This window comes from Clostridium sp. C8-1-8, assembly GCF_009928445.1.
Classification (GTDB): domain Bacteria; phylum Bacillota; class Clostridia; order Clostridiales; family Clostridiaceae; genus Clostridium_AR.
In genome coordinates this window covers 1-13,167 of sequence record NZ_JAABNO010000015.1, presented here as the reverse complement: position 1 = coordinate 13,167, position 13,167 = coordinate 1, and the positions used below count along the sequence as shown (strand labels likewise).

Sequence of the window (13,167 nt, the reverse complement as noted above, 5' to 3'; positions counted from 1 at the left end):
ACATCCCTTAATATTAATCCCCAAATAATAGCTTTCTTTTAGGTATAGTTTGTATTATTTTTATTTAATATATAAATAACCCATTAAATACATAATCTACCGATATGGTATATATAGTAACAAATAAGTTACACCAATACAATATTATCATCATATTTTTAGTTTTTTTACTTATTTGATAAAAATACATCATTATTTTTGCAACTTATTAATTAAACTTCCTATAATTAACAATTTACTATTTTAAATCAGTTAAATAAAATATGTTTACTATGCTTTAACAAATTGTAAATATTTATTAAATAAATAAATTCTATGTTAGAAAGGTTTGCATCATAAATGAAAAAAAGGTCACTGAAGAATATTACTTCAGTGACCTTTTTTTTCATTTATAACTTTTCTTGAATACATGTTGATATAATTACTTTAAAGTTTTTAATACAATACAATCATAAGCTTCTAGCTCTAAATTACCACTTACCTCTACTCCATCTTCTGCAATCTCGTATTTTTTATCTAACTCAAATGAAACCGGACTAGAGTTAAAGTTCTGAACAAATAAGAACTCCTCACTATCTCCTACCCTCTTAGCAACAGTTACTCCGTAAGGTAGGTTAACGCTCATATTCTTTTTTATTCCTATTTCATTTACTAGATTTATATAAAAATCTCTATTAAATTCAGCTGAGGTTCTAGCTGCAATATAGTAAGCTATTCCTTTTCCATATTCATTTCTAGTAACTGCTGGTCTTCCTTCATAGAAATCTTTTTCATAATAACCTTCTGCTTTTGCACCTTGCAAATGAATTAAATCACATAAATCTCTCACTTCATATGACTTGTTTTTATATGAGATGCTATTAGGATAATTTTCATTTATTGCGTCGATTTCTTCACTTCTTATTCCTACGACTTCTCCTATTATTCCCGGAAAACCTCCAAGGAAACATAAATCTGTTTCATCCACAATTCCGCTCCAATAAGAGCTTACAAAACATCCGCCATTTTTAACAAATTCTCTTACTCTTTCTCCAAATTTCTTCTTCATCATGTAGGTCATTGGAGCAATAACTAGTTTATAATCATTAAATTCTTGCTCCATATCAATAAAATCCACATCTATCCCCATTTGCCAAAAAGCCTTATAATGACTAGTTACTGTTTCAACATACTTCATGTCTATGTTATTAGGTCCCTGTGCGTCATCTATAGCCCACCAGTTTTCCCAGTCAAATATAATTGCTACCTTAGGTTTATTTATTGTTTTGTAAATCCTGTCTGTCAATGCTTCTAGCCTAACTCCAACTTCAGTTACATCTTTAAATACTCTAGTATCTTCTTTTCCATAATGATCTACCACTGCACCATGTAGTTTCTCTGAAGCACCTCTACTTTTCCTCCATTGAAAATACTGTACGCTGTTGGAACCAAGCGCTACAGCCTGCATAGAAGATAGCATGTGCATCTTAGGTCTTTTAAGCGTATTGATAGGCTTCCAGTTAGTAAGAGAAGGGGTACTTTCCATTAATAAAAATGGAGACTTTTTGATTGATCTCATTATATTATGAGAAGCTGCAAATCTTATAGCTAAATCAATATCATCCTTGCCGTCATGCCAGCTTGGATACGCATCCCAAGAAATAATATCAACAGAATCCTTAAACTTAAAGTAATCTAGACACTGGAAAAACTCCATCATATTAGTAGTTACAGGTATATCTGTGCTATATTTCTTAACTGTTTCACATTCCTTGCTATAAAAGTCTAGAGTTTGGGCAGTAACAAATCTCTTCCAATCCAATTTCAAGCCATGTATAAAGTTAACACCATTTGGAGCAGGACTATGAATTTGGTCCCAGCTTGTATAAGTATGGCTCCAGAACTTTGTCCACCAAGCATGATTTAAAGCATCTAAGGTCTTATATTTGTTTTTTAGCCATTCTCTAAAAGCTTCTTGACATAAAGTACAATGGCAAGAGGCGTCTGCTCCATTTCCACCTAGTTCATTTGAAATATGCCACAATACAACTGCTGGATGCTTACCAAATCTTTTAGCTAATTCTGTATCTATAGCTTTTGCCTTTTCCCTCATCACTGGAGATGTGTAACAAAAATTATGCCTTCCTCCTGATAGATTTCTAACTCCGTTTTCTCTAACCTGACGAACTTCTTCATACTTCTCTGTAAGCCATTTTGGCATAGCCCCTGTAGGAGTTGCTAAGACTGTGTATATTCCTTCTTTATATAAGTTATCAATTATTTCTTCTAACCACTCAAATCGATATGTTCCTTCTTCTGACTCTAAAGTAGCCCAAGCAAATATTCCAAGTGAAACACAATTAACATGTGCCTTTTTCATTAACTCAATATCTTGTTTTAATATTTCAGGATAATCCAACCATTGGTCAGGATTATAATCTCCACCATGTAATAACTTATCAAACTTTTTTATAGGTGTGCTCATTTTCTTCCTCCCAACTACGAACTTTGCAGTCCATACTCAAATTATTACTATGCTAACATTATCTAATAAATGTATACGTTTATCAACTGTACGAAGTTTATAATATCATATTGCAATTTTGTCATAATATTCATAAATTAAACACTTTTATATACTATATTGACAATTTGTGTCACAAAGGGCTATACTTAACATTGTTTTTCAATAAAGGGGGAATATGTAAGTGAATCAATCTAAATATCTAGAACAAATAACTAAAGAATGTGCCGAACTCAGAAAACCAATGGCAAAGAGAACTTTAATCAGTGTGGTAATACTTCTGATACTATCAATTGTCATCTATATAGGACTACCTGCACTAGATTCTAGAGCTGCTGGTACAGCTTTATTCTTATCAGTACCTTTTTTATTAATAGCCCTTATTTTCTTCATAAAATTTTTACGATTAAACTCTGCAATAAGTAGCAGCAGTTTAATGAAAAATCAGAAAGAAATAGAAAATAATCTTATCTCTGGAGAAACTATATCTGATTTTGATTCAGATATTACAAATCCTGCTTTTGGCAAGCATATTATAAACGACTCAACTATATTAGTAGGGCATAAATTCATATTATTTCAGAGTTTAACCTCAAATGGTCCTCATTTTAAAATACTTCGAGGAGACATTCTTGGAAACTTTGATGTGCACTACTTTTCTCAAAATGGTGTTCCAGGTGATATAGGTGTAGATATCAATAATAAAAACGGCAAGTTCATACGTTCTATCATGACTTCTGATAAAGATAGCTTTTATAAACTTATAAACGCTATGGAAAACCTAAAAGCTTATGCAAATGGAGAAGCTATTACAACTGAACAAGCTACGCTTAAGCAAGATAATGAATTTGTTTCCGAATTAAAAGATAAAGTTACTAAACAAGATAAAAAAGGAGCCACTAAGCTTGGCTTCTTAGGAATGCTCTTTGGAGTCTTCCTTGTCATTGCTGGAAGTAGCAGCGGAGTTGCTTTTGTATATGCTGGCCTAGCACTACTTATTATATCTATAATTTTCACAATAACTATAAATGTGCGAAAGAGAACAGATTAATACTTTTATGTACATTAAAAATCGCTGAAGAAACTTTTCAGCGATTTTTTGTACATCTGATTTTTGTCTTTCATATGTGAAGCTTTTTCTTTTGCTTTTGCTTCTAAAGTCTCTATTGTTACTACTATAGGGTTCACATATCGAAACTAAATTTATACTTGTTTGATAATCACGGCTTCTGGTGATTATTAGGCAAGTATAAATTAAAAGTTGAGCTAGGAACCCTATAATAATGCACCACTTTGATTCGAAATATATTTCTGAAACTCCTCTAGATTCTGATATAAAAATTATAAAGTATAAGTTTTCTACTAAAGTGGTATATCTATAACTTACTTATTACAGTTTCTTAAACTTAATCTAATTTGATCTTTTCTGTTAATAATATTATCAATATTTGTTCTTTACTTGCTTGGTTATTTCAATTTTAACCCATAGTTATTATACTTTTAACATTTAATTAACCTTCTTATAATAAAATATAAAGTAATGAATTTAAATATATTTATTTCTTATATATAATAATCTATTTATTAGACTAATGGTTTTATAGAATAAATATATTACATTGCCTTTTCTTATATAAAGATTTACGCTTCGATCCTAAGTCTATCTTTAAAACTATTGTGGATCTAAGCGAAAAATTTGAGAATGTAATTTTTATTAATAAGTTGTAAGCCTATAGTCTATGCACGAATAAAGATTCCTATCTACAATTTCCCGTCAAATAATATGTATCAAGAATTAATTTTAAATATATAATTCTAGGAGGTTATCATGAGTAAGTATAGTAAAGAAGAAAAAAGTTGGATCCTGTATGATTGTACAATATCAACCTACAGCATGATACTTATAACAACCATATTTCCATTATATTTAAGAGTTATGTTAACAAATGGAGGAGTTCCGGAGTCATCCGCCACAGTATATTGGGGATACTTAAACTCAATCGGAAGATTTCTTATCGCAGTTTTAGCACCTATTTTGGGGACTATAGCAGATTATAGAGGTTACAAGATGAAGTTCTTCAAAATATTCAGCATTATAGGCATTGCTGCTACAGGTCTTTTAGGAATTGTTCCAGAATCCTTTTACATACTTGTAGTAATAATCTTTACTATAAGTAATATAGGAAATTCAGGTAGTAATGTGTTTTATGATGCTTTCTTAGTAGATGTATCTGAAAAAAAGAAAATGGATATTGTCTCTTCAATTGGTTTTGCTGCAGGGTATATAGGAGATATACTTTCACTAGCAATTTGTATGGTAGTAATAGTCTTAGCTCAGAACAACATAGTTCCAATAAGTGTTACACAAGCTTATAGAATATGCTTCCTAATAACTGCAATTTGGTGTTTATTATTTTCTCTTCCAATGATAAAAAACGTAAAACAAGTTTATGGCATAGAAAAAGAACCTAAGGTTATAGGTAAAAGTTTTAAGAGATTAATAAAAACACTTTCCAGTGTAAGGCAGCATAGAAATATATTTATATTTCTGTTAGCTTATTTTTTCTATATTGATGGAGTTAATACAATAATAACTATGGCAACCTCCTTTGGTGCAGATCTTGGAATTAGCAGCTCAAGTATGCTACTAGTACTGCTACTTATCATGTTTGTTGCCTTTCCTTCCTCAATCATTTATGGTAAATTAGCAGAAAAGTATGGTGCAAAAGTAATGTTATATAGTGGAATAGTTATATATTCTATCATTTGTATCTACGGATACTTCATTCACAATATTGTAGGCTTTTTGATCTTAGCTGCACTTGTAGGAACCTCTCAAGGAGGAATGCAAGCTATAAGCAGATCTTACTTCGGTAAGCTTGTTCCTAAAGAAAAGAATAATGAATTCTTTGGTCTCTTCAATGTATTTGGAAGATTTGCAGCAATTCTAGGACCTAGCTTAGTTAGTTTAGTGGCTTCACTCACTGGAAAAACTTCAAATGGCGTTTTTAGTGTATTACTACTCTTTGTAATAGGCGGAGTAATTCTTATAAAGGTTGAAGACAGTAAAGAAAATGATTTATTAATACTAGAAGACCAACCTGTTGTAAATAATTAAAAAAACAGTAGCTAGATATTCTTAATTAATCTAGCTACTGTTTTTTGATCATATTTACTATACATGATGTTTATATCAAATATAATCAGTATTGTATCCATCAAACCCGCATGTTTCCAATAAATTCTTAACTTTTTTACTTTTTAAAAAGTTAAGAAGTTAATCATTCAGTTTTCCAATCTTTATATACTTTTATTCGTTCATACTCCTCTTCAGATATAGTTAATACTGTTCCATGCTTATATCCGTAAGGAAAAGAAAATTCTTTATCAGATCGTACAAACCTTCCTTCTGTAATATCTTCACAGATGAAAGGTACATACCCTTGACCATCACCTTCAACCCCATAGTAATCAATCATCATACACCATTTCCCATCATCCAACTTGAAGGCTGTTGGTGCTTCATACACACCCTGCTCCAAATTTGCCATTTCTTCATCGAATGCTATAACTCTTTCATAAGGACCTGTTAGAGACTCACCTTTTTCCAAAATCATAGTACTTGGATTCAACTCGCTTTTCAGAAATCTATAATATACCCCATCTTCTTCGTAGATTGCCGAATCTATTATTCCGCTATTATCTTTTCTACATAGCATTTCTGTATGAGAGAATGATCTAAAGTCTTTTGTTTTTGAATAATATATAGCCTTAAAGCCATAATTGTTGCTGCAATGGGAGGAAGACCAATGAATTACATATTCCTCTGATTGTTTATCATATATAATATCAGGTGCCCACACACATCCATAATTGTCATCAGCTAGCTGTATAAGCTTAGAATCTGACCAATGTATCAAATCTTCTGACTCCCACATTACAAGAGACTTGCTACCATTGCGAGTGATTTCATCCCAAGATCCATGGTATTTATCATTAAAATTTCTAGCTAAACTTAAGTCTGTAGCAAGAATAAAAAAGTGTCCGTCTTTGGTTCTACAAATCGTATGGTCTCTTACTCCTAATTCTCCTACATTGCTCCACAATACAGGTTTACCATCGTTGACCTTTTCCCAATGGAAGCCATCCTTGCTTAAGCCAAAATAAACTTGCTCCCCATCTGGAGTCTTTTTTTCTCTAAAATGAACAAATAAATATGCCATTTCTATCTCCTTTTATTTTCAATTTAATTCATAACTCGATTTCTGGATACCTTTTGTTCTATATAAGTTCTATTTAATTTACTTCACTAAACAGCTGATTAGAGTGTTCTTAGCGCGATACGTTTATGAATAAAACTTATTAGAACTTATATATCATATTTTGTATCACCGTAAAGACATAAAATATATTTTATTAAGGTATCTTAATAGAATCCTATCATTTTTATAACAACTACTGTTGAAATCGTTTCACTAAAGCTTTATATCTTTATTAATTCTCCTTTTTTAATATTCGTCATAGTATACAAAATTTCCTCCTTATAACTAAAGACTTTCTATATGTAAATTTAATTTATGCTTGTCTGAAAATCATGGTTTATGAGGATTTATATTGTATGTATAACATAATAGCAGAACTTGGTCTATATATATATAAAATTCCCCCAAACCATAAGTCTGAGGGAACATAACCTTCACTTAAATATTCACTTAATTGCCATATCCTTTTTAATCTTGTATTTTGGATAATAGAATCGTCCTTTATGCCTGTCTTAGCTTAACCACAGTCTCAACATGCATGAAGATGTTATATAAGGTGAAAAGGAAACATTTGTGTTTATGAAATCATCTTCAATATTAAATTAGTTTTTCCCTTCTACATTTCTCCAACACATACTCTGCTACTTTATATAAACCTTTATCATTATAAGCACCTAATGGTCTAGGAAAACTACAATCTAATGTTACATCTGTTATTTTCTCATCTATTACTCTTATAGACAACCACCCATCCTGATTTCCAAATTTCACATCAAAGGCATAAGTGTTTTCTTCAATATTATTAAATTTAAAGTTAAAAAGCTCCAGATTCTTAAGTATTTTTTCTCCCGTTCCAGCGCTTCCTGATAATCTTTTTGGCACTTTAATCCCCTCCATTTTTAAATAACATTACTCTCACCAATTAAACTTACTAGTTCTCGTCATCTTCATTATCATCTTCTAAATTTTTAAATTCATCTGTAACATCTAAGTCATAATCACATTCTGGGCACATAAAAGTAGTTTTGTCATAATCAACATCTAATTCCAACTTTTCTCCACATTCAGGACATTCTGTTGGGACATTTAATAATCCTTCACTGTTGTCATCCGTATCACTATTACACAACACATTACATGCCTTTGAAAACACTCCTCACAAAGCTCTATTCCGCATTCTGGGCATGAACTTATTTCATCAGCATGAAAATATTCTTCACAGCATTCACATTCAATCATTGCATTTCACTCCTTAATATTTTGTTATAAAATAACTTTTTATTGTAGTACCTTAACACATAATAAGTTAGTCAAGTATTGACTTACCTTATCATAATTTTATAATATAATAAACATTAAGGATTAAAAATAGAAAGATACCTTTATCTATTTTTCCACTCACTTCATTAGTGATCTATATCTCTAATTCTGTTAGTAACATTATTTTTTTCTTCTGTATCGCCTTCTCTTCCAAGTTGACATAACTTATTAAGTATATCCCACATATCATTTGCTATTGCTGATTCCGTAAACTTAACTGTTCTCTCATAATCCTTAGGTGCTACATAAGGTGTCATAAAATAGACCTTACATAGTTTTTTTAAGGTTTCATAAATCAAGCTTTCATATGGACTATTTAAATCAAGAATTTTCTTAGCCTTCTCCATTACAGTTTTATATCTTTCTAAATTAGATATTGCATTATCAATTTCATCTAATTGATATTTTACATCTGATTCATTTTTCACTTGAATATTATACATTTTTTGTGCAAGATACAATGCTGGAAATGATAATATCTCATCTTCTTCACTGTCAGTGTCCTGTAGCTTATGGACTCTATGACTCAATAAATTTATAATATATTCTTCTAATGTATCTGACTGAAAAATGGCTTTTTGGTATTCTCCATCTTCACCTATATTAACTTCATGTCCATACACTAATTTTGATGACCAAATCGCACAATTTTCTTTTGATATCCATTTTTCTAATCTTACAAATTCTTCAATAACATACTTCATCATTGTAAATCTAACTATAGGATCTGCATGATATAAATTTCTAAGCAAATTTGTTAACTCTTTATTAAGCCGTTCAGATAAATTACTTTCTAACAATGCATTTATATAAGCTGGATTAGCCTTAATTAGTTCTTGATCATCTTTATTTAAGTAAAATTCTACATTTTTTATCAAACTTCTAAACAATTCATCTCTGTTCTTAAGTAATCTTTCATTCCTACGGCCATCAAAATACTCAGAATCCAATATTACCATTAAAAGACATTGAACTTCAGGCTTTATTAGATATTTACTTTTAACCCTCTTTAGATTCTCTTTAAAATCACTTACTTTAAGCAATCCACTACTATCTTCACAAATTGCCTCTATATAATTTTTTATAGTTTTTTCTGTATATTCTTTATGGCATATTGAATACTTATTAAGGTATGCAGCAACTTCTTTTATTGTCAAAGGCTCTTTACCCATTTTAGCTTTAACATCTTCTGGGCATATCTTTTTTGACTTTGATTCTATTTTACCTTTCATGTAGTCAGGTTTTCTCCCCACTGTACTCACTTCCTCTTCTAATAAAACCTATTTAACAATACTCATAATAGTTATTGTTAAATACTACTCAATAATAAATCCTAACTCTTTTTTTCTGTTTTTAATTTAATTTCTATTTTTGTTTTAGCATTTTTTATATTATTAGAAGCTTTTTTTATAAGATTTGTATTTTTTCTATTAGCCTCTTCCTGACTTAGTATTGCATCTATAGCATCTTTCACTGTTTCAAAATTTTCTTGACATTCAGCTTCACTCAACATATGAATTCCTGCACTAAGTACATTATATATCTCTTTATTATCATATAAAAAACTTGGTAAATATTTTTTTAAAATATCAAGTTTTTCATTTATATGTTTTCTATTGAATTCTTCAGTTTCACAACCTATTTCATCCTTATTAGTATCAAATTTATACTTTATGAACTTTTCAAGCACCCTTCTGAAATGCGTATAAGCAGCAACATAATAACCATCTGTTTGCAAACTTAAACCCTTTCTTAAATCCTCCAATGCATCAACTTTTTTTAACAATTTATCATAATCATTTTGCCTGTAATCACTAAAATCATAAAGACTAGGATACTGCCCAATCTTCTGAATATACAATCTTTCTTTAGAATTTGTATCATCTGTAATTTTGTATAAAAATTTATATACATTCTTACATATAGGACAACGTATTGTTTTTTCAAAATAGCCCCCATTTTTCATCAATATAGCTATTCTTCCTTTCATGACATAAGACAATTCTGGAAAAAATGAAATATCATCATCTATTTGTGACTCGCAATAGCTTTGAATACAACTTTTTAGAAGTTCTTTATCTAATTCAACCTTATCCACCTCAAATGCCATTCCCTTATTACAGCTCGGACATTTCCCATATATTGGGTCTGAAGTATTTAAAAAGTCAATTAGATTTTTGAAATCATCTGGATAGTATGTATTATATATTTCTTCTTGAAATTCATCATAAATATCTGGTTTAATAGTTTGCTCTTTAAATTCGTTCCAAATAATTTCCTCTTTCTTATATAATGGTAATTTAAATATTAATTCTTCAAAATTCAACATATTCTACATTTCCTTTCTTATTTAAATTTACTACTTTTCTTCAAATTACAATCTTTAACTACAATAAATTTTACTTATACAACTCTTCTTATTAGTTCTCCTCATATCATATACCTAAATTTTATTTATGACTAAACATAAAATCAAACATAATTCTACATTATAATTGTACATTATTTTACACTATTTTTACATTAATTTAGTTAATCAAATTTATATACTATTCTACAAAGAAAAAAGCTGCTTGAAGCAATTTAAATTCCCTCAAACAGCAAGTAAATATAAATGTATTTAATTACAATATCTCCTTTATACTAACACCCATCTTATAAACAAACTCCACCTCAACCAAACTTATAACCTTTACCTGCTCCACCATCTGTGAAAAAAGCTCATCATCAAACTTTTTAATAATATCTTCTCTCCCATCTAATACTTTTTTAATTTCTTTTACTTTCTGAAGCCCCTTCTCCCTTATTAACTCCGTATTATCAAACTTAGCTTTCTTTTCTTTTAGCTGCTGCATCTCTTCTTCTAGCCTTTGATATTCCTCATCATAAATCTGATTATCTAAGCCACTTCTTACATTCAGCCTTACCAAGTTCATCATCTGCTCCTTAAGTTCTTCCAGCCTTTCATTTATTACCTTTGGCTCATTACTATCTTCTTTACTTTCTAATACCCTATTTATATTTTCCATCATGTTTGAAATAAAAGCTTCCTTATTTTCAATAACCTTATTTAGAGATTTAACAAAAGCTGCTTTTATTTTTTCTTCATCTACTGCTTGCATATTACAAGCTTCATTCCCATTATCAATATGGTTAGCACAAAGCCACACATACTTTTTGTATTTTTCAATTTCACCCCATATTTTTCTCCTAAACTTACTGCCGCAATTGCCACATATTATCTTTCCTGAAAAGGCATACTTGTTGGTGTGTCTGCTTTTTGTTTCTTCTGAATATCCTACTAGATTTGCTCTCCTATCTATTTCTTCCTGGACCCTTTGAAATGTTTCTTTTGATATTATTGGCGGATGGCTATCTTCAACATAGTACTGTTGAACTTCTCCTTTATTTTTAACTCTTTTGTGTGTTAAAAAATCTACTGTTACAGTCTTTTGAAGTAGAGCATCACCTGAATACTTCTCATTTCTTAAAATCTTTTGTATTGTTGAATCATGCCAATTTCCTCCTCCTGCACCTGTTAAAACATTGTCCTCTTCAAGACCTCTTGCTATTGCTCTTATACCTTTTCCCTCTAGGTATTCTTTATATATCCTTCTAACTATTTCAGCCTGTTTTTCATTAATAATAAGCTCTCCATTTTCATCTTTATCATAACCTAAAAATCTTTTATGGTTTACCCTTACCTTTCCTTGTTGAAACCTTCTAACTATACCCCATCTACTGTTTTCAGAAATATTTCTCGATTCGTCTTGTGCAAGGGAGGACAAGATCGTTAGGAGAACCTCACCTTTTGAATCCATAGTATCTATATTTTCTTTTTCAAAATATACTGCTACGCCTTTTTCTTTTAAAAGTCTTACATATTTCAAGCAATCCAGTGTATTTCTAGCAAACCTTGAAATCGACTTGGTTATTATCATATCAAACTTACCAGCAAGAGCTGCTTCAATCATTTTATTAAACTCAACTCTATGCTTTGTGTTCGTTCCCGAAATCCCCTCATCTGCAAATATCCCAGCAAATTCGTACTCTGGTTTTCCTTTACTATAACTTTCATAATAAGTAACTTGTGCTTCATAGCTGGTAAGCTGTTCCTCTGTATCTGTACTTACTCTGCAGTAAGCACAAACCCTCCTTTTAGTTTCTCTTTGAACCCCATTTATAACAGCCACTTGCCTTGCTGGTATTACTGAAACACTTGGCATAAAAATTCCTCCTTTATTGAAGTCCGTTGACTCCCCTCTTTTTAATAAATTTTTCTTCAACCTTCATTCCATTCTTAAGGTGAAATTCTAGATGTGTAGTTGTTATAACTACTACCTTTTCGATTAAGTTTTCAAATATATAATCATCAAACTCTTTAAGAGTGTTTTCTCTCATTTCAATTACTCTTCTTATTTCTTTACTTCTTTTTAAAGTTTCTGCATATCTACAATTATCAAAAGCTACTGTATCTTTACTATTTTTAAGTTCCTGTAATCTTTCATTTAGGATTTTATACTTTGCATCAAATACTCGCTCCTGCAACTCACCTTTAACTTGCTGTCTTACAACGCTCTTGATGTCTTCATTAATATTTTCTATTTCTATATCTATTTTGAATACATCTTCACACTTTGCACTTTGCTTTAAAACTTTATCTATATTGTCAGTAAAAGTTTTGAAAAAATCTTCCTTACTTTCATAAAGCTTATTAAACATTCTTACAAAGACTGCTTTTAAAGTATCGTCATCTATTGCTTTCATATCACATTTACTTTTTCCCTCATTAATATATGTGCTGCATTGCCATACTATCTGCTTGGATTTTGCTTTGCTGTTCCAAGTCCTTCTTTTAAAGACCTCTCCAAAAATACCGCATATTATTTTGCCACTAAAAGCATATCTCTGCGTATATTTGTTTCTTCCCTCAGGAACATTCCCATACTCTAATGCTCTTTTTTTATTAGAGCTTGTACTCGTAAAAACTCTTCTTTTGAAATAATAGCTTCATGACTACCTTTAACTGTAAATGTCAACGTCAAAATGTTGAAAAGTTCCAACATGAAAATGCATAATTAT

The 13,167-nt window shown here is 30.4% G+C and carries 10 protein-coding genes; 2 read left to right on the top strand and 8 right to left on the bottom strand.

Annotated features, from left to right (window positions below):
- Positions 1–421: 421 nt before the first annotated feature.
- On the bottom strand, positions 422–2,464 hold the full coding sequence (locus GXK57_RS15335; RefSeq protein WP_160678059.1) for a beta-galactosidase: 2,043 nt from the start codon (positions 2,462–2,464) through the stop codon (positions 422–424).
- A gap of 223 nt (positions 2,465–2,687) precedes the next feature.
- Here GXK57_RS15335 and GXK57_RS15330 point away from each other — a divergent pair, with 223 nt between their 5' ends.
- Together GXK57_RS15330 and GXK57_RS15325 are read left to right on the top strand one after the other, a co-directional pair.
- A complete protein-coding gene (locus GXK57_RS15330) occupies positions 2,688–3,554 on the top strand; it encodes a hypothetical protein (protein ID WP_160678057.1) in 867 nt (288 codons plus the stop codon).
- A gap of 777 nt (positions 3,555–4,331) precedes the next feature.
- Positions 4,332–5,621, top strand: coding sequence for an MFS transporter (locus tag GXK57_RS15325; RefSeq protein WP_160678055.1), 1,290 nt, complete (start codon positions 4,332–4,334; stop codon positions 5,619–5,621).
- Positions 5,622–5,784: 163 nt separating this feature from the next.
- Here GXK57_RS15325 and GXK57_RS15320 read toward each other — a convergent pair whose 3' ends face one another.
- The 7 genes from GXK57_RS15320 to GXK57_RS15290 all read right to left on the bottom strand — a co-directional run bounded on the left by GXK57_RS15320 (position 5,785) and on the right by GXK57_RS15290 (position 12,972).
- Complete coding sequence (locus tag GXK57_RS15320; protein WP_160678053.1) at positions 5,785–6,726, bottom strand: glycoside hydrolase family 43 protein; 942 nt, start codon at positions 6,724–6,726, stop codon at positions 5,785–5,787.
- Between the two features lie 636 nt (positions 6,727–7,362).
- On the bottom strand, positions 7,363–7,647 hold the full coding sequence (locus tag GXK57_RS15315) for a hypothetical protein (protein WP_160678051.1): 285 nt from the start codon (positions 7,645–7,647) through the stop codon (positions 7,363–7,365).
- A gap of 49 nt (positions 7,648–7,696) precedes the next feature.
- The gene (locus GXK57_RS15310) at positions 7,697–7,918 is read right to left on the bottom strand and encodes a hypothetical protein (RefSeq protein WP_160678049.1); all 222 of its coding nucleotides are present in this window, start codon (positions 7,916–7,918) and stop codon (positions 7,697–7,699) included.
- A 253-nt stretch (positions 7,919–8,171) separates the two neighbouring features.
- Positions 8,172–9,338, bottom strand: coding sequence for a hypothetical protein (locus GXK57_RS15305; protein ID WP_160678047.1), 1,167 nt, complete (start codon positions 9,336–9,338; stop codon positions 8,172–8,174).
- Positions 9,339–9,418: 80 nt separating this feature from the next.
- Complete coding sequence (locus tag GXK57_RS15300; RefSeq protein ID WP_160678045.1) at positions 9,419–10,414, bottom strand: hypothetical protein; 996 nt, start codon at positions 10,412–10,414, stop codon at positions 9,419–9,421.
- A gap of 295 nt (positions 10,415–10,709) precedes the next feature.
- Positions 10,710–12,311, bottom strand: coding sequence for a recombinase family protein (locus tag GXK57_RS15295; RefSeq protein ID WP_160678043.1), 1,602 nt, complete (start codon positions 12,309–12,311; stop codon positions 10,710–10,712).
- A 13-nt stretch (positions 12,312–12,324) separates the two neighbouring features.
- Positions 12,325–12,972: a recombinase zinc beta ribbon domain-containing protein gene (locus GXK57_RS15290; protein WP_160678212.1), complete on the bottom strand. Its 648-nt coding sequence runs from the start codon at positions 12,970–12,972 to the stop codon at positions 12,325–12,327.
- Positions 12,973–13,167: the final 195 nt, after the last annotated feature.

What these genes read in the sequence shown, in the direction of transcription:
- GXK57_RS15335 (WP_160678059.1), bottom strand. Translation starts at nt 2,464, where the DNA reads ATGAGCACACCTATAAAAAAGTTTGATAAGTTATTACATGGTGGAGAT.
- GXK57_RS15325 (WP_160678055.1), top strand. Translation starts at nt 4,332, where the DNA reads ATGAGTAAGTATAGTAAAGAAGAAAAAAGTTGGATCCTGTATGATTGT.
- GXK57_RS15320 (WP_160678053.1), bottom strand. Translation starts at nt 6,726, where the DNA reads ATGGCATATTTATTTGTTCATTTTAGAGAAAAAAAGACTCCAGATGGG.
- GXK57_RS15300 (WP_160678045.1), bottom strand. Translation starts at nt 10,414, where the DNA reads ATGTTGAATTTTGAAGAATTAATATTTAAATTACCATTATATAAGAAA.
- GXK57_RS15295 (WP_160678043.1), bottom strand. Translation starts at nt 12,311, where the DNA reads ATGCCAAGTGTTTCAGTAATACCAGCAAGGCAAGTGGCTGTTATAAAT.